24 protein-coding genes and 1 tRNA gene are annotated in these 25,227 nt (G+C 67.3%); 12 read left to right on the top strand and 13 right to left on the bottom strand.

Annotated features, from left to right (window positions below):
- Window positions 1-51 precede the first annotated feature (51 nt).
- Together AOP75_RS01700 and AOP75_RS01695 are read left to right on the top strand one after the other, a co-directional pair.
- Window positions 52-1,569, top strand: a complete 1,518-nt coding sequence (locus tag AOP75_RS01700; protein ID WP_062076642.1) for a sugar ABC transporter ATP-binding protein — start codon at window positions 52-54, stop codon at window positions 1,567-1,569.
- Window positions 1,570-1,580: 11 nt separating this feature from the next.
- Window positions 1,581-2,615, top strand: coding sequence for a LacI family DNA-binding transcriptional regulator (locus tag AOP75_RS01695; protein ID WP_062076641.1), 1,035 nt, complete (start codon window positions 1,581-1,583; stop codon window positions 2,613-2,615).
- Here the strand turns inward: AOP75_RS01695 and AOP75_RS01690 are convergent.
- A complete protein-coding gene (locus AOP75_RS01690; protein ID WP_062076640.1) occupies window positions 2,609-3,334 on the bottom strand; it encodes a DUF2306 domain-containing protein in 726 nt (241 codons plus the stop codon). The genes AOP75_RS01695 and AOP75_RS01690 overlap by 7 nt on opposite strands.
- A gap of 83 nt (window positions 3,335-3,417) precedes the next feature.
- On the opposite strand from AOP75_RS01690, the gene AOP75_RS01685 reads away from it, so the two are divergent.
- Window positions 3,418-4,050 (top strand): TetR/AcrR family transcriptional regulator, encoded by a 633-nt coding sequence (locus tag AOP75_RS01685; RefSeq protein ID WP_083966817.1) that lies wholly within the window; start codon window positions 3,418-3,420, stop codon window positions 4,048-4,050.
- On the opposite strand, the gene AOP75_RS01680 is transcribed toward AOP75_RS01685, so the two are convergent.
- A tRNA-Arg gene (locus AOP75_RS01680) sits at window positions 4,012-4,084 on the bottom strand. The genes AOP75_RS01685 and AOP75_RS01680 overlap by 39 nt on opposite strands.
- A 261-nt stretch (window positions 4,085-4,345) precedes the next feature.
- On the opposite strand from AOP75_RS01680, the gene AOP75_RS01675 reads away from it, so the two are divergent.
- From AOP75_RS01675 to ettA, 5 genes are all read left to right on the top strand, one after another.
- Entirely contained in the window at window positions 4,346-5,935 is a 1,590-nt protein-coding gene (locus AOP75_RS01675) for a dynamin family protein (RefSeq protein ID WP_062076639.1), read from the top strand.
- Window positions 5,932-7,293 (top strand): GTPase, encoded by a 1,362-nt coding sequence (locus AOP75_RS01670; RefSeq protein ID WP_062076638.1) that lies wholly within the window; start codon window positions 5,932-5,934, stop codon window positions 7,291-7,293. Before AOP75_RS01675 ends, AOP75_RS01670 begins: the two co-directional genes overlap by 4 nt.
- The gene (gene proC, locus AOP75_RS01665) at window positions 7,290-8,102 is read left to right on the top strand and encodes a pyrroline-5-carboxylate reductase (RefSeq protein WP_062076637.1); all 813 of its coding nucleotides are present in this window, start codon (window positions 7,290-7,292) and stop codon (window positions 8,100-8,102) included. The genes AOP75_RS01670 and proC overlap by 4 nt, the downstream gene beginning before the upstream one ends.
- Window positions 8,103-8,269: 167 nt before the next feature.
- Complete coding sequence (locus AOP75_RS01660; RefSeq protein WP_062076636.1) at window positions 8,270-8,803, top strand: single-stranded DNA-binding protein; 534 nt, start codon at window positions 8,270-8,272, stop codon at window positions 8,801-8,803.
- 140 nt (window positions 8,804-8,943) lie between these two features.
- The gene (ettA, locus tag AOP75_RS01655) at window positions 8,944-10,626 is read left to right on the top strand and encodes an energy-dependent translational throttle protein EttA (protein WP_062076635.1); all 1,683 of its coding nucleotides are present in this window, start codon (window positions 8,944-8,946) and stop codon (window positions 10,624-10,626) included.
- A gap of 121 nt (window positions 10,627-10,747) precedes the next feature.
- Here ettA and AOP75_RS01650 read toward each other — a convergent pair whose 3' ends face one another.
- From AOP75_RS01650 to AOP75_RS01635, 4 genes are read right to left on the bottom strand one after another with little or no spacing between them, the layout of a single operon-like run.
- Complete coding sequence (locus tag AOP75_RS01650; RefSeq protein WP_439645179.1) at window positions 10,748-11,215, bottom strand: PTS sugar transporter subunit IIA; 468 nt, start codon at window positions 11,213-11,215, stop codon at window positions 10,748-10,750.
- Entirely contained in the window at window positions 11,212-11,442 is a 231-nt protein-coding gene (locus tag AOP75_RS01645) for a PTS sugar transporter subunit IIB (protein ID WP_062076634.1), read from the bottom strand. Before AOP75_RS01645 ends, AOP75_RS01650 begins: the two co-directional genes overlap by 4 nt.
- A gap of 50 nt (window positions 11,443-11,492) precedes the next feature.
- Entirely contained in the window at window positions 11,493-11,735 is a 243-nt protein-coding gene (locus AOP75_RS01640; protein WP_062076633.1) for a PTS sugar transporter subunit IIB, read from the bottom strand.
- Entirely contained in the window at window positions 11,732-12,514 is a 783-nt protein-coding gene (locus AOP75_RS01635; RefSeq protein WP_062076632.1) for a GntR family transcriptional regulator, read from the bottom strand. The genes AOP75_RS01640 and AOP75_RS01635 overlap by 4 nt, the downstream gene beginning before the upstream one ends.
- 206 nt (window positions 12,515-12,720) lie before the next feature.
- Between AOP75_RS01635 and AOP75_RS01630 the strand changes: the two genes are divergently transcribed.
- Window positions 12,721-14,064: a PTS transporter subunit EIIC gene (locus AOP75_RS01630; protein ID WP_062076631.1), complete on the top strand. Its 1,344-nt coding sequence runs from the start codon at window positions 12,721-12,723 to the stop codon at window positions 14,062-14,064.
- The gene (gene ptsP / locus AOP75_RS01625; protein WP_083966617.1) at window positions 14,061-15,734 is read left to right on the top strand and encodes a phosphoenolpyruvate--protein phosphotransferase; all 1,674 of its coding nucleotides are present in this window, start codon (window positions 14,061-14,063) and stop codon (window positions 15,732-15,734) included. The genes AOP75_RS01630 and ptsP overlap by 4 nt, the downstream gene beginning before the upstream one ends.
- A gap of 71 nt (window positions 15,735-15,805) precedes the next feature.
- On the opposite strand, the gene AOP75_RS01620 is transcribed toward ptsP, so the two are convergent.
- Window positions 15,806-16,072: an HPr family phosphocarrier protein gene (locus AOP75_RS01620; protein ID WP_062076630.1), complete on the bottom strand. Its 267-nt coding sequence runs from the start codon at window positions 16,070-16,072 to the stop codon at window positions 15,806-15,808.
- Window positions 16,073-16,252: 180 nt separating this feature from the next.
- On the opposite strand from AOP75_RS01620, the gene AOP75_RS01615 reads away from it, so the two are divergent.
- Window positions 16,253-16,735, top strand: coding sequence for an acyl-CoA thioesterase (locus AOP75_RS01615; protein WP_062076629.1), 483 nt, complete (start codon window positions 16,253-16,255; stop codon window positions 16,733-16,735).
- Between the two features lie 154 nt (window positions 16,736-16,889).
- Here the strand turns inward: AOP75_RS01615 and AOP75_RS01610 are convergent, their stop codons facing one another.
- The 6 genes from AOP75_RS01610 to AOP75_RS01585 form a co-directional block, all read right to left on the bottom strand.
- Window positions 16,890-17,810, bottom strand: a complete 921-nt coding sequence (locus tag AOP75_RS01610; protein ID WP_062076628.1) for a glycine betaine ABC transporter substrate-binding protein — start codon at window positions 17,808-17,810, stop codon at window positions 16,890-16,892.
- A 142-nt stretch (window positions 17,811-17,952) separates the two neighbouring features.
- A complete protein-coding gene (locus AOP75_RS01605; protein WP_083966616.1) occupies window positions 17,953-18,891 on the bottom strand; it encodes an ABC transporter permease in 939 nt (312 codons plus the stop codon).
- Window positions 18,888-20,159, bottom strand: a complete 1,272-nt coding sequence (locus AOP75_RS01600) for a quaternary amine ABC transporter ATP-binding protein (protein ID WP_062076626.1) — start codon at window positions 20,157-20,159, stop codon at window positions 18,888-18,890. Before AOP75_RS01600 ends, AOP75_RS01605 begins: the two co-directional genes overlap by 4 nt.
- Before the next feature lie 374 nt (window positions 20,160-20,533).
- A complete protein-coding gene (locus AOP75_RS01595) occupies window positions 20,534-21,421 on the bottom strand; it encodes an acyl-CoA thioesterase (RefSeq protein WP_062076625.1) in 888 nt (295 codons plus the stop codon).
- Between the two features lie 22 nt (window positions 21,422-21,443).
- The gene (locus AOP75_RS01590) at window positions 21,444-21,866 is read right to left on the bottom strand and encodes a globin (protein WP_062078291.1); all 423 of its coding nucleotides are present in this window, start codon (window positions 21,864-21,866) and stop codon (window positions 21,444-21,446) included.
- A 16-nt stretch (window positions 21,867-21,882) separates the two neighbouring features.
- Window positions 21,883-23,007 carry a mechanosensitive ion channel family protein gene (locus AOP75_RS01585; protein ID WP_161794520.1) on the bottom strand — a complete coding sequence of 375 codons (1,125 nt, stop codon included), beginning with the start codon at window positions 23,005-23,007 and terminating at the stop codon, window positions 21,883-21,885.
- 105 nt (window positions 23,008-23,112) lie between these two features.
- Between AOP75_RS01585 and malQ the strand changes: the two genes are divergently transcribed.
- Window positions 23,113-25,227 (top strand): 4-alpha-glucanotransferase (gene malQ / locus AOP75_RS01580; protein WP_062076623.1); only part of this gene is annotated, 2,115 nt, incomplete at its 3' end.

Genomic DNA, 25,227 nt, shown 5'->3' with positions numbered 1-25,227 from the left:
CGTGAGGTACCCCATGCAGGCGCGCCTCGGTCACCATGCCAAGATGGCAACGTGAACGAGGCGCGTCCACTGGTGGAGATCGCCGGAGCAACGGTGCGCTTCGGTGCATTTGCCGCGCTCGACTCCGTGGATTTCCGCATGTTTCCCGGCGAGGTGCACTCGCTTATGGGGGAAAATGGGGCGGGGAAATCCACGCTCATCAAAGCCCTCACCGGAGCACTCGCGCTGGATGAGGGCACATTGGTGCTCGACGGGAAGACGCGGCACTTCACCCGTCCACGGGATGCGCAAGACGCGGGTATCAGCACGGTCTATCAAGAGGTGGACTTGCTGGACAACTTGTCCGTCGCTGAGAACGTTCTGCTAGGTCGGGAACCGCGTCGCTGGGGCCTGATCGATACGACCGCGATGCGCGCAGAGGCGGCCCGCGTGTTGAGTGACTTGGGGCTGGACATCGACCCCGCTTCCCGGCTGGGTTCACACCCACTCGCCGTGCAGCAACTCGTCGCGATCGCCCGGGCGACGTCAGCGGACGTGAAGGTGCTCGTGCTCGACGAGCCGACGTCAAGCCTTGACCTGGATGAGGTCGCCGAGCTGTTTCGGGTGATCCGCGACCTCAAGGAGCGCGGTGTCGCGATCTTGTTCGTGTCACACTTCCTCGATCAGGTCTACGAGATGAGCGACCGCATTACCGTGCTGAGGGACGGGGCGCTCGTGGGCGAGTACCTGACCACCCAACTGCTGCGCATCGACCTCGTGAAGAAGATGCTGGGCCGCGAGGTCGCGGAGATTGCGCCGCGTGAGCGCGTGGTCGAGCCGGAGGTTCCGGTGGAGGCCGTGCTGAGTGCGCGCGGCTTGACGCGCGCTCCCGGCATGGTGGAGGCCGATGTCGATCTCGCTGAGGGCGAGGTGCTGGGCGTGGCCGGACTGCTCGGCTCGGGTCGCACGGAATTGGCGCGGTTGCTGACCGGGGTAGACAAGCCCCAAGCCGGCATCATCCGCATCGACGACACTGAGGAGCGGCTCGACTCTCCCCGCCGGGCCATGCAATTGGGAGTGGTGTACTCGAGCGAGAACCGCCGCACTGAGGGGATCATTGGCGGGCTGTCCATCCAAGACAACATCATTCTCGCACTGCAGGCGCAGCAGGGGACCTGGCGACGCATCCGCGGCGAGGCCGCTCGTGAACTCGCCACCAGTTGGATCGAGGCCCTCGGAATCAAGCCTGCGGACCCGGACGCACCCGCGCGCACGCTGTCGGGCGGCAACCAGCAAAAGGTGTTGCTGGCCCGGCTGCTTGCCCTCTCGCCGCGGGTGCTCGTGCTCGATGAGCCCACGCGAGGAATCGATGTCGGCGCCAAGGTAGAGGTGCAGAAGCTCGTGGGGGAGATGGCCGACAACGGGCTGTCGGTCGTATTCATCTCTGCAGAACTCGAAGAGGTGCTGCGCGTCGGGGATCGCGTGGCAGTGGTGCGCGAGGGGCGCGTTGCGGAAACCCTGGCGTCGGAATCCCTCAACCCCGACACCCTCATGGCTCTGGTCGCCCAGCCCGACCTTCCGGAAGCGTAAGGGGAGGGGATATGGCGCAGCCCAAGGGGGACAAGCCGGCCAAGGCTGCCAACATTTTTGATGTGGCGCGCCTGGCGGGAGTGTCGCACCAGACCGTGTCGCGCGTGATTAACGGCCTGCCAAACGTGCGTCCCGCGACCAAGGAACGCGTCGAGCAGGCGATGAAGCAGTTGCGTTATAGCCCGTCGCCTGCCGCGCGGGCGTTGGTGACGCGCCGCACGCGCACCCTAGGTTTGGTGACTCCTGCGGTCGCGGACTTTGGCCCCACCTCGATCGCGATGCACTTCACCATTGCGGCCAGGGCCGCTCGGTACAGCGTCGATGCCGCACAGACGGCCGATGCCACGGCGGCGACCGTACGCAGCACCGTTGAGGGGCTCTTGCGTCAGCGGGTGGACGCGGTGGTGCTGATCCTCACGGACGCGACGGCGCTTGAAGCAGTTCAGGCGCTGGACCTGAACGTGCCAATGGTCGCGGCGACGTCCGCGGCGCGACGGTCGCCGCAGGTGGTCTCACTCGACCAGTACCGAGGCGCGCGGGCCGCCGTGCGTCACCTTGCCGAACTGGGCCACGAGAGGATCCTGCATCTCGCCGGGCCTGAGCAGGCATCGGACGCGCTCGAACGGGAGCGCGGCTGGCGCGATGAACTGGCCGAGCGCCGGCTCGAGGCAGTCGAGCCGCTGCGGGGTGACTGGACGGCGCGTTCGGGCTATGAGGTCGGAGAGCGTCTCGATGTAGGCCAAGGCGACGCCGTGTTCGTAGCCAATGACCAGATGTCGATAGGGCTCATGTCCGCCTTGCGTCATCGTCGCCTCGAGGTTCCGCGCGACGTCAGCTTGGTGGGGTTCGACGACATTCCAGAGGCGGCCTATCTGTATCCGCCACTGACGACGGTGCGCCAGGACTTCGCGGCGTTGGGGCAGATGATGGTCCAAAAGGTCTTGGTGGCACTTGAAGAGGACGGCGAACCGACGGTTGACACACCGCTTCCCACTCAGCTGATCGAGCGCGAAAGTGCGCGTCGAGTGGACCCTGCGGGTCAGTGACGGGTAGCGCGGCGATTCCAAAGCGTGACGACGGACGGTAGCCCGCGGCGCACGACGAGCCACTCGGCGACCGCGATGTTGGGGACCCAGCACAGGAACGGCACCCACAGGTAGGCGGAGGCAAACGCTGCCTCAGGGTCGGTCTCGCCCGCCGCGACGGTGGCGACGATCAGGATCGGAAGCCACGCGCGCAGCGTCACCGCAGCAAAAGTCAATGCATAGTTGCGGATCATCCAGGCGCGGTGACGCGGAAGGTCGCGCCTCCTCGCGGCGCGGTACGCCATCACCACTGACACCAGCCACAGGGCGCCCAGCATGCCGAACCCTGCGGTGCCGAGCGCGCCGGCGGAGTTGAAGGGCGCAATGACAAGTCCGCTCACGCCGCCGATCGCCACCGCGCCCACGTAGACGCGCCCCGACGCTCGGTGGGCCGCTGTGAAGCGTCGCCGGAGGCGCTGCGAGAACTGAAACGGGCCCAGGGCGAGCGCCGCGCTCGCGGCCACGACGTGCGCGTAGAAGGCGGACTGCAGGGCTGCCGGGCCATTGGCGTACGTGCGCGCCACGCTCGAGTCGTCGCCGATGTCCGCGAGCGACTGGGTCATATAGGTGCCTAGGCTGACGAGGACAATTACGAGCGCGAGGCCCGTGATGACCCACCAGCCGGTGCGTGCGGCACGCGTGGGGGCTGGCGCGGGAGCGGGGGCGGTCGGTGCGCTCATGGTGGCTCCTCCTGGCCTGCGGCGACGTCTGCGCTGCATGTGTGAATGCCATTAACATAGCTCCAGATGTTAATGTCGTCAACATGTCACAGCGGGAGAGTTACCACCACGGGTCCTTGCGCGAGGCGCTTTTGGCTGAGGGCCACGACCTCCTCGCCGAGAGCGGCCCCGAGGAGTTCTCCTTGAGCGCGCTGGCTCGCCGCGTGGGCGTGTCTCCCGCCGCGCCGTACCGCCACTTTCCGGATCGCAACCACCTCGTGGACGCGATCGCGGATGAAGGCTACGTGCTGTTCGGTCAGGCGCTCGCCGCCGCCGTCGCGCAGGCAAACGACCCCGGAGACGCCATCGCGCGCATCATCGACAACTACCTCGCGTTCGCACAGGAGCACGCGACATACTTCTCGGTCATGTTCCGTGACCGCGGCGCCCGACCCAACGTGGTGGGGCCGCCGTCCTTCACGACCTTCTTTGACGCGGTGGTGGAAGCGCAGCGCGGGGGATATCTCGATAAGAAGGCGGACCCTCGATCGTTGGCGCGAGCCATCTGGGCAGCAGTGCACGGCGCTGCGGTTTTGGAGGCGGTAGGCGGATTCTCGAAACTCAGCATCGCGGTGTCGCGGGGCGACCTGGCTCGCGACATCGCGGCGCCGTTCCTTCGGGTGCCGGGCGGCGAGGTGCGCCCCCGGCAGGACTCGAACCTGCAACCTACGGATTAGAAGGCCGTTGCTCTATCCATTGAGCTACGGGGGCAGCGGGGCCCGCGTCGTGCCGGCCCACGCCACTAGGGTAGTCGTCCGCGCCAGTGCCCCACGTGCACTCGTCGGCGCCTACGGGACGCAGCCCCAGCAGTGGCCCCAGCAACAGTGCTGACGCGCTCGCGCTGCTCGCCGGAGCATCGGCCCGCACCAGGCCTTTCGGTGGCGCCCCCTACGCCCGAGTGGTGAACTAGGGGCAGGCGCCGGGGACGGTAGCCTGGACCCCAAGTCTTGAGCGAGGAGGGACCACAGCGGCATGACCATCCGCCCCATGAAGACGTGGTCGTACCCTGGCGCGCTCCTGGACGCCCTCGTGGACACCCGCCGCGTTGTTGCGGGACTCGAACTTCCGATCCCGCTGGGCAACGCGGAGAGCACGCGCGAGCTGCGCGCTCACATGCTGGACCAGCTCGACCATCACCTCATTCCGCGCGTGCGCGACGAGGCCTCTCCTGCAATTGTGGTCGTCGCAGGATCGACCGGCGCCGGCAAGTCGACCGTCGTGAACGCCCTGCTAGGGGAACAGTTGACCGCCTCCGGCGTGCTGCGCCCCACCACGCGCGTGCCGCATGTCTTCCACCACCCTCTGGACGCGGACGTGCTCACGTCTGTGGCGCACGAGGCCAAGGTGGTAGCGACCGACGCAGTGCCGCGCGGGCTTGCCATCGTGGACTCACCGGACCTCGACTCCGTGCGCGCCGAGAACCGCGAGGTCGCGGAGAATCTGCTCGAGGCCGCGGACCTGTGGATCTTTGTCACGACGGCCGCGCGCTACGGCGATGCGGTGCCGTGGGAGGCCCTGCGCCGGGGAGCCGAGCGCGGCGCTTCGATCGCGATGGTGCTCAACCGCGTCACGCTCGACGTTGCCGCTCAGGTGCGCCGCGAGCTCGTGCAGCGGCTGGCGGATGAGGACCTCGAGGCACTGCCGCTGTTCGTGATCCCCGAGGACACGCGCGGCGGCAAGGACTTGCCTGCGGACGTGGTCGGTGGCCTGGGTCGGTGGCTCGAGTCCGTCGCTGCCGCCTCCGCCGCCACCATCGTGGAGCGCACCATGCACGGCGCGACCGAGTCGCTCAAGGAGTGGCTGGAGACCCTCGCCGAGCGCATGGACGACCAAATCAGCGCGGCCAAAGAGGTGCGTGCCGAGGTGCGACGCTGCGCCGCACAGGCAGAAGCGAAGGGCGGCGACGCCTGGTACCAGGAGATCGCCACGGGCTCGCTCGCCAGCCGGTGGGAATCGGCCTGTGCCGAGGGCGGCCCGCTGTACAAACTCCGCCACAGCATGTGGACAAAACGTCGCTCCGCGCGCGAGCAGCGCGACGCGGTGTTGGAAGCGATTCGCAAAGACGTGCTCGCCTCCGTCGAGGCCACGTTGGCGGCGGCCGCGGCCGATGCCTCAGACACCATGGTCGCTGCCCTCACCGACGGTGAGGAGTCGCCCGGAGTGTGGTTGGCCGGGCAGCGCGACCCCAGGGACGCGCGCATCATTCGCGACCGCCGGGCGGCCGACGCCACCCGCGCTTGGATGACGAAGTGTCACGAGCAGGTGATGCGTTTGCCGGGCGCGCAGCGCGGGGCCGAGATTCTTGGCGAGGAGGGGTTGACGGTGGCGCTGGCCTCCGCAGCTCTTGGTAGTGAGGAAGCGCGCACCGTGCTGGGAGTGCTCGTCACCCCGTCCGTCAGTGAGCCCGTGCACCTGGCGCGCGCTGAGCTCACCGGGGCCCGCAGGTACTGCATTAACCGCGAGGCGTTGGACATGATGAAGCCCACGGACGTGCCGTCCTTGCTGCCCGAGGTCTCCTCGACTGTGCGCCTGCGGCGCGCAGAACTCCGGGGGCTGATGTGAGCGTCCAGTTTGTGCCGCTCGAGCCGGCGTCGGAGACGGCCGCACTGCGGGACCGGGTCGCGCGCCTGCGATCAGCGATGGAGTGGGCGTCTGATGCCATCCCCGCTGGTGTGCGCGACGAGGTTTTCGCGACGATCGACCGCTGTGAAGAACGCCTGGCGCTCGGGGTCGACAACACCGTGGTCGCGCTCGCCGGGGGTACGGGGTCCGGCAAGTCAACCCTGTTCAACGCCATCCTGGGGCGCGAGTTCGCCGTCTCCGGGGTGGCGCGGCCGACCACGTCGGACGTGAGCGCAGCCGTGTGGGGCGTCGACGCGTCAGCGTTGCTCGATTGGTTGGGCGTGGCTCCCCAGCGGCGACTTGCCCGGGTGATTGACGAGTTGGACGACGAGGACGAGAAGAGCCTCGCTGGGCTGGTACTGCTGGACCTCCCCGATCACGACTCGGTGAACCCAGATAACCGTGCGACCGTGGACCGGATCATCCCCATGGCAGACCTGCTGCTGTGGGTGGTGGACCCGCAAAAGTACGCCGACAACGCTCTCCACAGCGCGTACTTGGAGGCGGCATCGCAGCAGCAACGCCCGTCGCTCGTGGTGCTCAACCACGTGGATCGGTTGTCTACTGAGGACGCGTGGGCGGTGGCCCGCGATCTCCAGCGCCTGCTGGCGGTGGATGGAATGACTCAGGTGCCCGTGATGCCCATCAGCGCCAAGACCGGACAGTCTTTGGACATCCTGCGCGCGGAGTTGGCGGGCGCCGTGGCCGGCAAAACGGTGGCGGCGGAAGCCGTTCGCGCGGATCTGGTCTACGCCGGCCGCTTGCTCTCCGGTGCATTGGCGCGCGGCACCGAGCCCACATTGCCGGATGCCGAGGAATTGGTGCAGGCCCTTGCCGCGGCCGCCGGGGTCGACGCGAGGGCAGAGTCAGCGGCCGCGCGAGCCAAGGGTGCGGCAGGGGAGTTGGCTGGCTCACTGAGGCTGTCAGTGGCCACGGCCGAACGGGAGCGTCTGGATTGGGTGGACGCTGCCACCGACGGCCTCCCGCCAACGTGGCGGCGGGTGGTCGCTGACGCGACCGGCGAGGGAGCCGAACTCGCGGAGGCGATCCAGGCGGAACTCGCGGCGGCGCCGTGGCCAGACATCGAACGGCCGACGGGGATCAAGGCGCTCTTCGCTCGGGCAGGCGCAGCCGCGCGCGCTCGCAGGCGCACCCTTGACGTGGGTCGTGCGGCGGTGCGCCTGGTCGTCATGCCGCAAGTCGTCGAGCCTACCGAGACTATTCACCAGGCGTATCGCGCGATGGACGAGCTCACGCGCCTTGAGGCAGTGCAGGCTGCGGACGAGGAGAACGCATGACCACGGTGGCAGTGTTGGGTACGGGCAACATGGCGGGCGCGATCGCGAAGCGGCTTGCCGACGCCGACCCCACCGTGCACCAGCGCCTCACGACGCGCACTCGCGTGCCCGAGTGGGCGTCGGGGCTGTCTCACGTCGAGCACCGGGCGCTTGCACAGGACGCGGGGGCGACCCGGTGGGCCGTGGAGGATGCGGACGTGGTGATCGTGGGAGTGAAGCCCGCACAGGTGCGGGATCTCCTCACTGAGGTAGGGCCGATGCTCGCTGAGGGGGCACTGGTGTTGTCCGTGGCCGCGGGCATCAGGCTCGAGTCAATGCGGGCCGCGCTACCTGCACACGTGCGCTTGGTGCGTTCCATGCCCAACACGCCAACGGCGATCGGTCGTGGCGTGACAGCCATTGCGATCGAGACGGACGCCGACTCCGCCGTTGCGCGCGAGGCCGCCGAGCTACTCGCGCCCACGGGGCTCGTGGAAGTCTTGCCAGAAGCGAGCATCGACGCCTTCTCCTCGGTGTGCGGGTCCGGTCCCGCCTATGCCTACTACTTTGTCGAAGCGCTCGAGGCTGCCGCGGCGGACTTGGGGCTGGACGACGACCTGGCCCAGCGCGTGGTGCCGGCCATGCTCGCTGGCTCGCTGGCATATTTGGGCGAGGCGGGCCAATGCCCGGCGCAGTTGCGCCGTCAGGTGACGAGCCCAGGGGGGTCGACCGCGAAGGCGATCGAGACTTTCGAGGCCGAGGACCTGCAGGGAACGGTGGTCCGCGCCCTGCGTGCCGCGTTCGCGCGCAACGCTGACATGGGCGCCTAGCGCCAGTCACTCCACCTGAGCGGGGCCGGCGCGGCCCCTGGCTGTTGTCCCCAGGGAGGGGCTAGCCCGGTCACTGTCCACGAATGTGTCGCCCGCCCTGCTGCGTGCGACTGCGCTCACCCACGCTGGGTCCCGAGGCCGCAAGGTGCGGCCGCTGGGAGGACACCATGAAGGACATCTATGTGACCGTGACGGGATGGGTGGCCGCGGACGCGGCGCTCGTCCTCAGCAAGGATCGCGAGCCGCTCGACATCGCCAAGTTCCGAGTGGCCCAGACCCCTCGTCACTTCAGTTCGGGTGAGGGCCAGTGGGTCAACGCGAAGACGGAGTGGTTCACCGTGAAGGTCTTCGGCGTGGGTGCACGCGCCGTGGTGAAGTCGATTAAGAAGGGGCAGCCCGTGATTGTGACGGGCAAACTGCGCACCAACGAGTGGGCGACCAGTGAGGGAGAGCCCAGGATCGACCTCGTCATCGAGGCCACGGCCGTGGGTCACGACGCGACGTTTGGCGTGTCGGACTTCACCCGAGCTGTCAATGAGCGGGGCGATGGCGCTGACGGCACCGAATCCTCGGTGGCCCACAGGGACGGCGATGCGCCTGTCGCTGGGGAGGACCTGGAGGACGCGAGGGCTATCGACGACGCTGGCGAGGGCGCCTTCGATCCGGATCGCACCGACGAGTCCGCGCTGGCGACAGCCTGACGGGCATCCCATGGACCGGCTCCGCACGTGCCTCCCCCTCAGTCGCGTGCGGGGCCCCGCCGGGGCCTGGACCGCGTAGGCTGGTGGGCAGTTCATCTGGGCGCCGTTGGGCGCCTTCCTTTCGAGTTCACGGAGCAGCAGTGGCAGAGTTCATCTACACGATGCAGAAGGCGCGCAAAGCGCACGGCGACAAGGTCATCCTTGACGACGTCACGATGGCGTTTTACCCCGGCGCCAAGATCGGTGTTGTGGGACCAAACGGCGCAGGTAAGTCGACCATCTTGAAGATCATGGCCGGTCTTGAGGAGCCCTCTAACGGAGAAGCTCGTCTCAGCCCGGGCTACACCGTCGGCATCCTGCTCCAGGAGCCGCCGCTCAACGAGGAAAAGACGGTCCTGGGCAACGTCGAGGAGGGCGTCGCTGAGATCAAGGGCAAGCTTGATCGCTTCAACGAGATCTCCGAGGAGATGGCGAACCCGGACGCCGACTACGACGCGCTGCTGGCGGAGATGGGCACCTTGCAAGAGGAGCTTGACCACGCTGATGCTTGGGATCTCGATGCTCAGCTCGAGCAGGCGATGGACGCGCTTCGCTGCCCGCCGCCGGACGCCGACGTCTCGGTGCTGTCCGGTGGTGAACGCCGCCGCGTAGCGCTGTGCAAGCTGCTGCTTGAAAAGCCCGACCTGCTGCTGCTTGACGAGCCCACCAACCACCTGGACGCTGAGTCCGTGCTGTGGCTCGAGCAGCACCTCGCGAAGTACCCCGGCGCGGTCATGGCCGTCACCCACGACCGGTACTTCCTCGACCACGTCGCGCAGTGGATCTGTGAAGTCGACCGCGGGCGTCTGTACCCCTACGAGGGCAACTACTCGACCTACCTCGAGAAGAAGCAGGAACGCCTCCAGGTTCAGGGCAAGAAGGACGCCAAGCTGTCCAAGCGCCTCAAGGAAGAACTCGAGTGGGTGCGGTCAAACGCCAAGGGCAAGCGCACCAAGTCCAAGGCCCGTCTGGCCCGCTACGAAGAGATGGCGGCTGAGGCGGAGAAGACCAGGAAGCTTGACTTCGAAGAGATCCAGATCCCGCCGGGCCCACGCCTGGGTAACGTGGTCATCGAGGCCAAGGACCTCAAGAAGGGCTTCGACGACCGTGTCCTGATCGACGGGCTCTCCTTCTCCCTGCCGCGTAACGGCATCGTGGGTGTCATTGGCCCCAACGGTGTGGGTAAGACCACCCTGTTCAAGACGATCGTGGGCCTCGAGCCCCTCGACGACGGTGACCTCAAGGTCGGCGAGACCGTGCAGGTGTCCTACGTGGACCAGTCGCGCGGCGGCATTGACCCCAAGAAGTCGCTGTGGGAGGTCGTCTCCGACGGGCTCGACTACATCAATGTGGGCAAGGTCGAGATGCCCTCGCGCGCTTACATCTCTGCGTTCGGCTTCAAGGGGCCGGACCAGCAAAAGCCCGCGGGGGTGCTGTCCGGTGGTGAGCGCAATCGCCTCAACCTTGCCCTCACGTTGAAGGAGGGCGGCAACGTCCTGCTGCTCGACGAGCCGACCAACGACCTCGACGTCGAGACGCTCGGCTCGCTTGAGAACGCGCTGCTCGAGTTCCCCGGCTGCGCCGTAGTTGTCAGCCACGACCGGTGGTTCCTGGACCGCGTGGCCACGCACATCCTCGCCTACGAAGGCACCGAGGAGAACCCGGCGAACTGGTACTGGTTCGAAGGCAACTTTGAGGCGTACGAGGAGAACAAGGTGGAGCGCCTCGGTGCGGACGCCGCGCGTCCTCACCGGGTCACCTACCGCAAGCTCACCCGCGACTAACCCGCACTCTCGCCTGGCCGTACATACACGGCGGGCGACAGCGACATCGGCCCTCCTGGCCGTACCTTTCCGGTGACGGGAGGTACGGGGGAGGGCCGATGTCGTCTGTGGGGCAGTGTCGCTACGCGCCCCAGGTGAGCAATGTGGTCCCGTCGCCGGCGTTGGAACCCACCGCTGCGGTGCGATCCACGGCGTCTGCCTGGGCATCAAGCGCCACGACCGGGCACGTTGTGGAGCGCTCGGTCGCCGCGATGGCCGCAATATCCCACGTGATCAGCGTCTGCCCCGCGGTGACCGCGTCGCCCTCTGCGGCGTGCAAGGTGAACCCCTCGCCTTCGAGCTGAACGGTGTTGATGCCCAGGTGCACCAGTACCCCACGCCCGTCAGCGGCCTGGACCACGAAAGCGTGCGGATGGAGCTTGACGATGGTGCCGTCAATCGGTGAGCGCACCGTGGAGCCGTCCTGCGCGTCTGGCTCGATCGCGAGGCCTGGGCCTACCAATTCCGCCGCGAACACAGGGTCGGGCACGTCGCTCATGGCGATCACTGTGCCGGACACGGGTGCCAGGACGGTCAGGGGGGAGGTCAACGGAGGTCCTCAATGTCCGCAGCAATGGTGTCCGCCTCGGGGCCAACGATGACCTGTACGACGGTGCCCTGCTGCATGACGGCGATGGCGCCTGCGGCTTTGAGGGTCGCCTCGCTCACCGCGGCGGCATCTTCTACCTCCACGCGCAGTCGGGTGATGCACGGCTCCAGGTCGATGATGTTCTCGTCGCCGCCAAGGCCGTCAAGAATCTTCTGAGGGTCAGCCATGATGTGTGTCCTTTTCTTCAGGGGCTTGCAAGGTGCGCGGAGCGCGCGGTTTATAGGAGGTCGTCGATCTCGGAAGCGACCACGTCGACGTCGGGGCCGACCACGACCTGCACCACGCGGCCGTTGATCATGACCCCAAAGGCACCCAACTCTCGTAGCGCCGCGGAATCCACGCGGGAGGGGTCGTGTACCAGCGAGCGTAGGCGGGTAGTGCAGGGCTCGATGTCCTCGATGTTGTCGGCACCGCCCAGCGCCTGCAGGTACAAGGCGGCGCGCGGTTCAGCTGCTGTCATGAGTCCTCCTTGGACGTCGTTGTCGTGGCGGTCGCGCCCGAGGGCGTGACGGGAGTCTGGGGCGGTGCCAGCGGCACCCACACCTGGTAGCGGTCCCCCCGGAAGCATGCGCGGGAAAACATGACTGCGCCGGAGTCCGCGTGGGTGCGACGGGTGGCGCGCAGCACCGCGCCGCGGCCGCCCATGTCCAGCAGGTGGCGCTCCTCATCGGTGGGTGAGTCCGCGGCGAGCGTCTCCTCACCCCACCGCGGGTCGTGGCCGTGAAGGCGCAGGGCCTCGTAAAGGCTCGCGGGCGGGCCATCGTCGAACAGGGCCGGTGCGAGCTTGACCGGGATCCAGGCTTCCTCGACGGCCATCGGCTTGCCGTCGGCGTGGCGCTGGCGGCGCAGGTGATGCACCTGTGAGCCGGGAGAGATGCCTAGCACGGAGGCCACCTCGGCGGGAGCGGCAACGGCCCCCGACTCCAGGACCGTCGTCGAGGCGGTCAGGCCCAGGCGGTGCATCTGCTCGCCAAAGGTGGACAGTCGCACCTCGAAGTCCATGCGGGGTGCGCTCACGAACGTCCCGCGGCCCTGAATCTTCTCAAGCAGGCCCTCGGACACGAGCGAGTCGATGGCGTGGCGGATCGTCATGCGCGAGACGCCAAAGCGTTGTGTGAGGGCACGTTCGGATGGGATCGGGTCGCCGACCCCCAGCTCGTCCGTGGTGAGCTGGACAAGATAGTCGCGGACCTTCAAGTATTTGTGCGAAGCCTGCTGCGCGTCTTCGTCACTAGGCATCGGTGCCCCCTTGCGGTTCGGTGTGGTCCAGTCCAGATTAGTGGATGGCGCTGGCGAGCCAACGCTTGACAACATCATGAGGTATAGACCACTCTGTTGGCAACTGGTCCAGACCAGAGGCCCTCTTCCGATGTCGGCGAGGGCACGCGGGTCCCTCCCCAGGGCACGCAACCATCACAGGTGAAATACGCAACGAGGAGTGTTTCATGGCTACCGCAGTCGAAACTCCGCGACGAGGCATTCCTGGCCTCGCGCAACTACAGCGCATGGGCCGCTCGCTCATGCTTCCCATCGCATCCCTCCCGGCCGCGGCACTCCTGCTGCGTCTGGGGCAGGCGGACATGCTCGGTGCCGACGGCGTCGCGAGCTTTTGGCCGTGGATGCAGCCGGTCGCTGACGTCGTGGGCGCCGCCGGTAACGCACTGTTTGCAAACCTGCCCCTGTTGTTCGCGGTCGGTGTCGCGGTGGGCTACGCACGCAAGGCGGATGGCTCCACCGGCCTCGCCGCGGTCGTCGGCTATCTGGTGTTCAAGGGCGTCTCCGACGCGCTGTCGCCGCGCATGCTCGACGAAGGCGAGCTCATCAACTACGGCGTGCTGGGCGGCATCGTGATTGGTATGACCGCCGCACTGCTGTTCCAGAAGTACTCGCGCATCAAGTTGCCGCCGTACCTGGCGTTCTTCGGTGGTCGCCGCTTTGTGCCCATCGTCACGGCGGGTATGTCGATCATCATCGCCGTCATTGGCGCACTGATCTATCCCTGGTTTGATGCCGGGTTCACGGCCGTCGGGACCTGGGTGACCGGTCTGCCAATCATCGGTGGCTTTGTCTACGGCACCCTGAACCGCCTGCTGCTGCCTTTCGGTCTCCACCACCTGCTGAACGCGTTCCCGTGGTTCCAGTTCGGCGAGTACACCGACGCCAGCGGCGCGGTGTGGCAGGGCGACATCGCGCGCTTCCTGCACGGCGACCCCACGGCCGGCCTGTTCATGACCGGATTCTTCCCCATCATGATGTTCGCCCTGCCGGCGGCCGCGCTCGCGATCGTCCACACCGCCAAGCCTCACAAGCGCAAGCTCACCGCAGGCATCATGGGCTCCGCCGCATTGGTGGCCTTCGTGACCGGTGTGACCGAGCCCCTCGAGTTCGCCTTCGTCTACGTCGCCTACCCGCTGTACGTGATCCACGCGGTTCTGACTGGTACGTCGCTCGCGCTCGTCAATGCGATTGGCATCCGCGACGGCTTCGGATTCTCTGCAGGCGCGATCGACTACTTGCTGAACTTCCGGATCGCGGAGATGCCGCTGCTGCTCATTCCGATCGGCCTGGGCTATGCGGTCATCTACTACTTCCTCTTCCGTTGGGTCATCACCAAGTGGAACCTCAAGACCCCGGGTCGCGAGGACGATGACACCGGTGCAGAGGCTACGACTGACGACACGTTGACCAAGGTCGACGAGTCGCCGTCCGAGCTGGAGGCCGATGCCGACGCGGCCAAGCTCAATAGGCTCGACAGTTCGGCGAGTTCGTCGGGAGGTGACCGCACGTGACGACGGTGCTGCGCGGCGTGGGCGTGAGTCCTGGTCGCCGCGCGGCACCGGCCGCGAGGATGGCCCCCGCGGTCGCCGAGCCCGCTCCGTCTGAGGCATTGCCTGAGTCCGAGCGGGAGGCGGCCGTGGAGGCGATCACCGCCGCAAGCCATCAGGTCAGGGAAGACCTGCTGGCTGCGGCGGCTTCCGCGTCCGGTACCGCATCCGAGATTCTCACCGTGACCTCCACGATGGCCACGGATCCGTCGCTGATCCGCGCTGCCGAAAAGCGCGTGCGCGACGACGGTGACAGCCCCGAGTGGGCCGTTTGGCAGGCGGCCGATGCCTTGGCTGAGCAGCTTTTGGCGCTTGGCGGTAACTTGGCAGAGCGCGCGACCGACGTCCGCGACGTGCGCGCTCGCATCGTGGCTCGCCTGACTGGCGTTGCCGGGCCAGGCGTGCCAGTGCGCGATGAGCCCTATATCTTGGTCGCGCACGACCTCGCGCCGGCGGATACCGCGACGCTTGACGCCGACGCGGTGCTCGCGATCGTCACCAGTGGCGGCGGACCCACCTCGCACACGTCGATCTTGGCTCGCTCGCTTGGCATCCCGTGTGTGGTCGCCGTAAGCGGTGCGGACGACATCGCTGATGGAGACCTGCTTGCGGTCGACGGCGGAGCGGGGGAGATCCATGTTGCCCCGGATGACGCGCTCGTGGAGCGCTTTGCCGCCGCGATCGAGGCGCCCTCGGAACTGACCGGGCCTGGCGCGACCAAGGACAGCCACCGCGTCGCGCTCCTGGCCAACATCGGCGACCCCGCCGGCGCTGCGCCCGCCGCGGAGGCGGGCGCGGAGGGTGTTGGCCTGTTCCGGACGGAGTTCTGCTTCCTGGGTCGCGACACGGCCCCCTCGATCGAGGAGCAGGTCTCTCAGTACACGACGGTGCTCGAAGCATTCCCTGGCAAAAAGGTCGTCATCCGCACGCTCGATGCCGGCGCGGACAAGCCGTTGCCGTTCGTGACCGCCGATGATGAGCCGAACCCGGCGCTGGGCGTTCGCGGCCTGCGGACCTCGTGGGAGCGGCCCGAGGTCCTTGAGGATCAGCTCAACGCCATCGCGCAGGCGGCCGCCGCCACCAGCGCGGACGTCCACGTGATGGCCCCCATGGTGGCAACGGTCGCGGAGGCACAGTCCTTTGTCGACACGTGTGCGAGCCTCGGCATTGAGCAGGCCGGCATCATGATCGAGATTCCGGCGGCGGCGCTGCGTGCACGCGATCTCCTCAAGGTGGCGACGTTCGCCTCCGTGGGCACGAACGACCTGACCCAGTACGCACTCGCAGCGGACCGCGAACTGGCCTCGCTCGCCGAGCTGTCCACCCCGTGGCAGCCCGCCGTGCTGGACCTCATCGCCGTCGCTTGCGAGGGCGCGGCAGGCCACGACCGGCCGGTCGGCGTGTGTGGCGAGGCGGCCGCCGACCCGGCGCTGGCGCCCGTGCTGGTGGGTCTGGGGGTGGCGTCGCTGTCCATGACCGCACGCTCGCTTCCCGCCGTCGGCGCCGTGCTGGCGACCCTGACGTGGGACGAGTGCCGCGCGTTGGCAGAGGTGGCGCGGGAGGCGCCTTCGGCCCACGAGGCCCGTGCGCGGGTGCGTGAGCGCATCCCCGCGCTGGAGGAGTGGGGCCTTTAGACGCCCCGCTGATACGCCAACGGCGGTGGACCCGACTCTCTCCGGGGCCACCGCCGTTGCGCGTCGAGGGGCTAGCTGACGACCTTCTGCTGAAGGAAGGCCTCCAGCGAGTCGAGCGCCGCTGCGTCATCGTCGCTGTCGCCTTCAGTGGCGAGCGTGACCGTGTCGCCTGCCTTCGCGCCGAGCGTCATGATCGACAGGATCGAGTCGGCGGGCACCGGCTCGCCGCCCGTGGAAATGGTGACGTCGGCCGGCGCCTCCTGGGCGGCGGCGACAAACAAAGCGGCGGGGCGGGCGTGCAGGCCCTCCTCGATGGCGACAGTGACAGTGCGCTCCATGGCGACCTCCAGACGGTGAGATGAACACCCTCAGCGTACCGGTCTAGACCACTACGCGTCCACCGGGCCCCTAACCGCGCGGCCACCGCCCAGCCCCCTTCTCGCCTGGCCGAACATACACGGCGGGCTACGCCAGCATCGGCCCTCCTGGCCGAAGATTGACGGCGGTACGGTGGCCCTATGAGCCGAATCCACGTTCCCGTCACGCTCCGCTGGTCCGACATCGATGCCTACGGCCACGTCAACAACGCCGAGATGCTGCGTCTCCTCGAGGAAGCTCGGATCCGTGCCTTCTGGGCCGATGAGGCTGGGGGCGAGGGTTCGCACGATGGTCACGCCACCGCGGTGATCGCTGGCGGGCCGGGCGCGGAGACGATCACGCTCATCGCTGGCCAACAGATCGAGTACCTCGCGCCGGCGCCGTATGTGCGCAAGCCGCTCGATGTGCAGCTGTGGATTGGGAGGCTTGGGGGAGCGAGCATCGAGATTTGCTACGAGGTACGGTCCCCGCGGGATGCCGGTGATCAGGTGGTGTACGCGAAGGCGGCCACGACGTTGGTACTGGTGGATGCCGCGTCGCAGCGGCCGCGTCGGCTCACCGAGCGCGAACGCGAGGCGTGGGCGGGTTTTGTCGACGCGCCCGTCGAGTTCCGCAAGCGGTGAGGAGGGCCTGTGCCGGCTCGCCACCACCGAGAAGTGACGGCGAAAAGCTCTGAGCCCCCGGATCCCCGCCGAGTATGTACGGCCAGGGGAAAGGGAACAGCGCCGGCCGGCCCTTGTGGGCCAGCCGGCGCTGTCAGTACTGCTGGGGTGAGACTTACGCGGTGAGCGAGTCCACCCACTCCTGGTTCTCGGCTGCCCAGTCGGCCACGATCTGCTCGTAGTCGCCCTGGTCCGCGTCAACCAGCTGGTTTTCGAGGTCGTACAGGAGCTCGGAGTCCATCGTGAAGTTACCGAACCACTCGGCGACCTCGGGGAACTCCTCGGTCAGGCCGGTGCGGCCATAGGTCACGATCTCCTCGGCCTCGCCCATGACGCCCTCGGGGTCTTCGAGGTTCTTGATGTCGTAGGCACCGTAGGCCCAGTGGGGCTCCCACAGGGTCACGATGATGTTCTCGCCGTTGGATGCAGCGGAGTCGAGCTCCGACAGCATGGCGGGGGTCGAGGACGTGATGAACTCGTAGTCGGACAGGCCGTATGCCTCGATGGCCGACTCGGTGGCGGCGGTCAGGCCAGCGCCGGGCTCGATGCCCACAATGCGGCCACCCATGTCGTCAACGTAGTCGGGGAGCTCCTCGATCGAGTTCACCGGGGCATCGGCGTTCACCGCGATGGTGAGTGCGGCGGAGTCGAACCAAGCGCCGAGCTCCTCCATGTCGTCGCCGTACTCCTCGATGTACGAGGCGTGGGTCAGCGGCAGCCACACGTCGGTCACGACGTCGTAGGCGCCGTCGGCCACACCCTTGAAGACCACGGCGGGGTCAGCGTATTCGAGAGTCACGTCGTAACCCTGGTTCTCGAGTGCGTGCTGCCACACGAGCGAGCTGGCGAGAGACTCGTCCCAGCCGTTGAACACGGCGAGGGTGAGCTCGCCGCCAGCGGCGGCCTCAGTCTCGGTGCCGGTGGTGGCGCCAGCGGTGGTCTCTTCAGTCGAGTCCTCGTCGGAGGACGCGCAACCGGCGAGCACGAGGCCCGCCGCGGCGGTCATCGCAAATGCGGTTCCAGTGCGCTTGAACATGTTTCTTCCTTTCTCGGCACAGGGATTTCCGGGTGCCGTGGAAGCGTCCCGCCGTCCGGTTCGGGCGGGGCGCCCGCAACCACGTGGGTTGCGAAGTCTTGCGGTAGTGGCAGCGGCCGCGAGGGCCGATGCGGTGGTGGGGTTAGGACGCGGAGCTGTGAGTCTCAGCGGTCTCGTGCTCGAGAGCGTCGAGGCGTGCCTGCTCATCGGCCTCACGCTTGAGCTTGCGCTGCTTGGACCAGTACGCGTACAGGCCAGCGTTCTTGCCAAAGGCCGCGGTGAAGCGGTCCAGCAGGATCGCGAGGGCGACGACGGACAGTCCTGCCTCCCAGCCAAGTTCCGCGTCGAGCGCGGAGATGGCGCGCACGACGTCACCGCCCAGGCCGCCTGCGCCCACAAAGCCGGCGATGACGACCATCGACAGGCTCAGCATGATGATCTGGTTAATGCCAGCCATGATCGACGGCAGTGCCAGGGGCAGCTGGATCTGGCGCAGGATGCGACGCGGGGTGGCACCGAAGGCCTCGCCGGCCTCGACCACTTCCTTGTCGACGCCGCGGATGCCCAATTCCGTGAGGCGCACACCTGGGGCGATTGCGAACACAAGAGTCGCGATCACACCTGGCGCCACTCCCACGCTGAACAGCGCGATCGCGGGGATCAGGTAGACAAAGGCCGGCAGTGTCTGCAGGAAGTCCATGACGGGCTTCACGATCTTCGACACGGTGTCATTGCGTGCGGCCCAGATACCGAGCGGCACGGCGAGCGCGACGGCCAGGAATGCGGACACCAGCACGAGTGCGAGCGAGTCCACTGCGTTGTCCCACTGGTTGACGCTCACGATGAAGAGCAAGCCAATGGCGGCGCCGATCGCGAACTTCCAACCGCGAGCCAAAAGTGCGCCGAGCGCGACCACCAGGATCACGACCCACACCGGCGGGGTGCTGAACACCCACACGAGCGCGTCCACCATCGAGGTGAAGAGGTCGCCGAGGATCTCAAAGAACCACGAGAAGGTTGCCTCGAGCCAGTCAAAGAACCCGGCGATCCAGTCGCCTACAGGAATGCGGAAATCCATCACAGGCCTCCCTTCTCCGTCGATGCGTCAAGCACCTTGTCGACCACCTCGGTGGGGAGGGGTTCGATGACGGGCTCTGCGGAGGTGGCCGCCTCGGGCTCGCCGCCCAGGGCCGCCAGCAGTGTCACGCGCGGTACGACGCCCACCAGGCGACCGTTGTCGTCGGTGACGGCGAGGGCCAAGGCCGCTTCAAGTGACGGGATGAAGAGGTCTGCGAGCGCAGTGTCCTTTGACACGGCGCCGTGGTCAGTCTGAATGATGGGGGCGAGTGCCCGTTCACCCTTGCGCACCAGTTCCATGGCGTCGCGGTCGCGGACCCACCCCACGATGGTGCGGTCGCGCTTGGTGACATACAAAGCGGAGATCTCGTTCTCGCGCATGGCTTGAAGCGCGGCACGCGGGCCTGCGTCTTCGCGGATGACGGCGCGCGGCTTGCGCATGACCGACTCTGCGGTCAGCACTTTGGCGCGGTCGACGTCCTGCACGAACTGCTCGACGTAGTCGTTCGCGGGGTTGGTCAGCACGTCCTCGGGGGAGCCAATCTGCACCACGCGGCCGTCGCGCATGACCGCGATCCGGTCGCCGATGTACATGGCCTCGTTGAGGTCGTGCGTGATGAAGATGATGGTCTTGCCGAGCTCGGACTGCAGCTCGAGGAGCTGGTCCTGCATCTCGCGGCGGATCAGGGGGTCGAGCGCAGAGAATGCCTCGTCCATCAGCAGCACCTCGGTGTCAGCGGCGAGGGCGCGGGCAAGTCCCACGCGCTGCTGCATTCCGCCGGACAGTTCCGAGGGGTACTTCTCTTCCCATCCGGACAGCCCGACGATCTTGGTGACCTTGAGGGCGCGCTGGAGGCGCTGGTCCTTGCTGATGCCCTGGATCTCCAGGCCGTAGGCCACGTTGTCGATCACGGTGCGGTGGGGCAGCAGGGCGAAGTGCTGGAACACCATGGAGATCTTGTGCCGGCGAATCTCGCGCAGCTGCGCAGGGCTCGCGTCCGTGATGGACTGGTCGCCGACTGTGACCGAGCCGGTGGTCGCTGGTTGGAGGCCGTTCAATGCGCGGATCAGGGTGGACTTGCCGGAGCCTGACAGGCCCATCACCACAAAGATCTCGCCCTTGTTGACCTCGAAAGAGGCGTCGATTACGGCTGCCGTGGCACCGTCAAGCTGGTCTCGCGAGACGCCGTCACGTAATTTCTTGACGGCATCTGACGCGTTGCGGCCAAAGACCTTGTAGAGGCCTTCCGCCTTCAAAGCGATGTCGTTCACTCGTTTATCCTCAGCCGCCCGTGTCAGTCGACGGGCGTTGAATTGCGGCCTCGTCAATCAAGCGAGGGGACACGCAGCCGTCGTACGGCAGTCACGGGCCCGCGGACTCCACCATGGGGAAGAGGCGCGCTCGCCAGGGGCGCTGCCGGGGAACGGCGCTGCCACAAGGCCTGGGCTGGTCATTGACGTTTCGGTCGTGACTGACGCGAACCCCGAAACGGCTTGATGACGCTATCAACGAGATGGTGGACGCCTCAAGTGAGATGCACCAAAACGGGCCGATGCCCGCTCAACTCGAGCGGGCATCGGCCCTGGTAAAACTACTATCGGGGGACTTTGGTCACGGTTCGGTAAAGGCGTCCGTGACCGAGCCTTTACGACTCCTGTGCCATCCGGAACATGCCTTCCTGGGACGCCGACGCGACTAGGCGTCCATCCTCAGAGAAGATCCACGTGCCGCCCAGGCCGCGCCCGCCCTGAGCCGTGGGAGCGTCTTGCACATAGAGGAGCCATTCGTCGGCCCGCGCGGGGCGGTGCCACCACATGGCGTGGTCAAGGCTGGCGAAGTTCACTCCGGGCGTGATCCAAGAGGCGCCGTGACGGCGCAGCAGGGGCTCCAGCATCACCTGATCACACGCAAACGCCAGCAGCGCACGGTGCATGAGTCCACTCGAGTCCTCGATGGGCTTGCGCAATCGAATCCAGGTGGTTTGGTACTGCTTGGGGCGCGGGTCAGGCTGCAGCAACAGGGAGCCCTCGACGTGACGTAGGTCAAAGGGCGTGCGCTCCAGCCAGTAGTCGGCCGTGGGGTGGCCGGCCATGGGCGCCAAGATCTCCAGCGCGGACACCACGGAGTCTGGTCCGGGGACCTCGGGCATTGGCACGGAGTGCTCTGGACCCTCCTGGTCGAGCTGGAAAGACGCGATCATGGACAGGATGGGCTTGCCGTCCTGGAAGGCGTGCGTGCGGCGCGCGGAGAAGGAACGCCCGTCGCGCAGTTCCTCGACCTCGAAGGTGATGGGACGCGACGCATCTCCTGGGCGCAGAAAGTAGCCGTGCATCGAGTGGACGGCACGGTCGTCATCGACGGTGTGCCCGGCCGCCAGCAGCGACTGCGCCAACACCTGACCGCCGTACGCGCGGCCTCCTGGCATGGGCAGTGAGTCGCCTTCAAACGAGGTGTCACCCAGCCTGCGCAGATTCAGGACGTCCATGCCGGACGCAACGGCCTGCTCGGCCCAGGTGTCTTCCACGTGCTCCATCAAGGTCTCCTTGGGACGGCCCTCACGACTCAGGCGTGGGGTCAAAAGTATTGATCATCGAATGAGCGGCGCGCTCGAGGTAGTCCATGAGCGTGGTCGCGTGCAGGGGGGACAGATTCTCTGCGGCCACGGCGTCGCGCATCAGCGCGATCCAATGGTCGCGGGCCTCGGGGTTGACGTGGAACCCGTGGTGGCGCATGCGCAGGCGGGGGTGCCCGCGCTGATCCGAGTAAGTCGTGGGGCCGCCCCAGTATTGCTCAAGGAAGGCAGCGAGGCGCCACTCGGCGCCCTCCATGTCGTGGCTGGGGTACATCGGCCCCAAGATGGGGTCCTCCGCCACGCCCTGGTAAAAGCGGTGGACGATGCGCGCAAAGGTCTCGTGCCCGCCCACGGCCTCAAAGAAGCTCTGCTCGGGCTCGTGGGTGGGGCCGGAGCCCACATTCATGCCGGGTTGGGTCACGTCAGTCGGTCTCGCCGTCACCATCGAGGTCCTGCGAGGGCGGGGGCAGCGGTCGACCGTCGTCATCGGAGGGCTGCTCGTCGTGCTTGCGCTTGTCGCGAATGCGCGGCGCACGTTTGGCGGGCTTTTCGTCGATGACCATCGCGTCGCCAGGAACGGCCAGACGGATGTTGCGTTCGCCAAAGATGCGCCGCATCTCGCGGCGGACCTCGCGCTGGACGTCCCACTGCATGGCGGGGTTCACCTGGCACATGAGGCGCAGCATGATGGCGTTGTACTCGAGGGACTCGATTCCGGCGACCTCCGGCTCGCCCAAGAGCGCCGACCGTACCTCGTCGGACTCCTGCGCGGCGGCCTTGACCGCGTCGATCATGGCCTCGCGAGCGGCCTCAATGTCGGTGTCGTACGCGAAGCGGACCTCGACCATGACGCGGCTCCACAGGCGCGTCATGTTGCCCACGCGGGTGATCTCTCCGTTGGGGACGTACCAGACGGTGCCGTCGAGCGCGCGCAAACGGGTCGAGCGCAGGCCCACCTCCTCGACCGAACCAGCGGCCGCGCCGAGGTCAACCACGTCGCCCACTCCGTACTGGTCCTCGATCAGCATGAACACGCCGGCGAGGAGGTCCTTGACGAGCGACTGGGCGCCAAAGCCCAGGGCCACACCCAAGATTCCCGCGGATGCGAGCATCGGCCCCACCGGAACGCCCAGCACGCCCAGCACCGTAATGAGCACAATGATGATGATCACCAGCGTGAGGGCGGAGTTCAGCACGCGTTGGAGAGTGTGTGCGCGTTGGCGGCGGCGTTCCGCTTCAAGCCGCGCATCGATGTCGTCTTGTTGGGGAAGGCGGATCTTCGCCTTCTTGAGCGCCGCGACCGTCTTGGGATCCGACATGGGGGCGCCGCGCTCGATCGAGCGGGTGAACAGCTTGATAGCCCAGTGGAACACGATCCAGATGACGAAGGCGATCACGACCACCGCGATCAGGCTGGGCGCGCGCTCCTCCACGCCCGCCAACCAGCGGCCAATGTCGTCCGTGTCTGGCACGGTCAAGGGTGACGGCGAGGTGCTGGGCGAGGTGCTCGAGGTCGAAGGGTCGGAGGACGCGCTGAAGTCAAACACGTTGTCCAGGTTAGCCACTTGCGGGCGGAACGGAAATACAAGTGACGTCGGGAGGTGGGACATGGGCCATGGTCACGGGCACGTGTGCCCTGGCAGGATAGGACCATGACGGACACCCCCACGCAAGAAATCAGCGATGCGCTCGCTCGTCTCGCCAGCGAATGCGGCGTGTCGCTGTCGTATACCGGGTGGGACGGGCAGCGGCGCGAATCCTCCGCCTCGGCAGTGCGCGCGGTGCTGCGCGCCATGGGGATGGATGCCGCCGATGACGCCGGATGCGAACGTGCGCTCGCGGCAATCGATGACCACCGGTGGAGCAGGTTGGTGCCCCCCGTCACCGTGGTGCGGCAGGGATCGGGAACCCACATCCCCGTGCATGTGACCCACGGCGACCCCGCGACCGCGACGCTCTCTCTCGAAGATGGCAGCGTGCGGCAACTGGAGCAGATCGACATCTACGTGCCGCCACGTGGCGATGGGCCGCGCGCGATCGGACGCGCCACCTTTGACCTGCCTGGCGACGTGCCGTTGGGATGGCACAGGATCGAGGCCACTACGAACGGTCGCCGTGGGCGCGGCTACGTGGTCGTGACCCCGGCTCGTGTCGAGGTGCCCGCCTCCGTCCGGGAGAGCCGCCCGTGGGGTCTGGCCGCCCAGTTGTATTCGGTGCGCTCGGAGCGCTCGTGGGGCATGGGCGACTTTGGCGACCTAGGCGACCTGGGTGCGCTTAGCGTGGTGCACGGCGGCGCGGACTTTCTGCAGATCAACCCGCTTCACGCGACCGAGCCCGTGCCGCCCATCGAGCCCTCGCCCTACCTGCCGACCTCGCGGCGCTTCCTTTCTCCCCTGTACATCCGCATTGAGGACATCCCTGAGGTCGCGTACCTGCCGTCGCAACAGCGGGCGGTGCTCGCGTGGGAATCCGAGCGCCCGCGCCGTGCCAACGCCACCGGCGACCACATTGACCGTGACGCCGTGGTGCGCGCGAAGTCAGCCGCGCTCGAGCAGGTGTTCGCCGCGCCCCGGTCTGCCGGGCGTGAGGCACAGTTTGAGGCCTTCTGCATGCGGGAAGGACGCGCCCTCGAGGACTACGCCACGTGGTGCTCGATCGCCGAGGCCCACCGAGGGGTGCCCTGGCCCGAGGAACTCTCGGTCGGTGCGCGCGCCGCAGTCGACGCCTGGCGCGACGAGCACGCCGAGCGCATCCTCTTCCACGCGTGGCTGCAATGGGTCGCGGATGAGCAGTTGGAGCGTGCGCAACGGCGCATGCGGGACGCTGGCATGCGGATTGGCCTCATGACGGACCTCGCCGTCGGAGTTCATCCGTTTGGGGCCGATGCCTGGGCCATGGGTCCCGTCATGGCGCGTGGCGTATCAGTGGGGGCACCCCCGGACATGTACAACCAGCGCGGCCAGGACTGGTCGCAGCCGCCGTGGCAGCCCCGTGCGCTTGAGGCCGCGGCGTACCTGCCGTTCCGCGACGTGGTGAGGGCTGCCGTCCGGCACGCGGGCGCGTTGCGCATCGACCACATTCTGGGACTGTTCCGCCAGTGGTGGGTGCCCGCAGGGCACGAACCCTCAGACGGCGCGTACGTCAACGTCGATCACGAGGCGCTCATTGGCATCTTGGCCCTTGAGGCGCAGCGTGCCGGGGCGATCGTCATTGGCGAGGACCTCGGGACCCTCGAGCCGTGGGTGTCCGACTACCTCAACGAGCGCGGACTGCTGGGCACCGTGGTGGCCCTGTTTGAGAAGCAGCACGACGGATCGCCGACGCCGCCAGAGCAGTACCGCTCCGACGCGCTCGTCTCCGTCACGGTGCACGACCTCCCGCCGACGGCGACGTACCTCGCGGGCGGCCACATCGAAACCCGTGCGCAACTGGGCCTCCTCGGCGGTTCGATGGAGGATGAGCAGGCCAAGAGCGACCACGAACGCGACCGCATGGTGGAGTTCTTGCGCTCGCGCGACTGGATGATTGAGGACTGGGAAGAAGAGGACCTTGTGGCTGGCGTGCACAGGCTGGCGCTGAACAGCCCGGCGTTGCTGACCTCCGTCGCGTTGACCGATGCGGTGGGGGAGACCCGCTCGCAAAATCACCCCGGTACGCACACCGAGTACCCCAACTGGCGGGTCGCGCTCGCGGACAGCAACGGAGTACCTGTGTTGCTCGACGACCTGTTCGACCACCCCCGCCTCAAGCGTTTGCTCAAGGCGGTG

The organism is Demequina globuliformis, assembly GCF_000975155.1.
Taxonomy (GTDB): Bacteria; Actinomycetota; Actinomycetes; order Actinomycetales; family Demequinaceae; genus Demequina; species Demequina globuliformis.
This window is presented reverse-complemented; position numbering and strand designations above follow the sequence as displayed.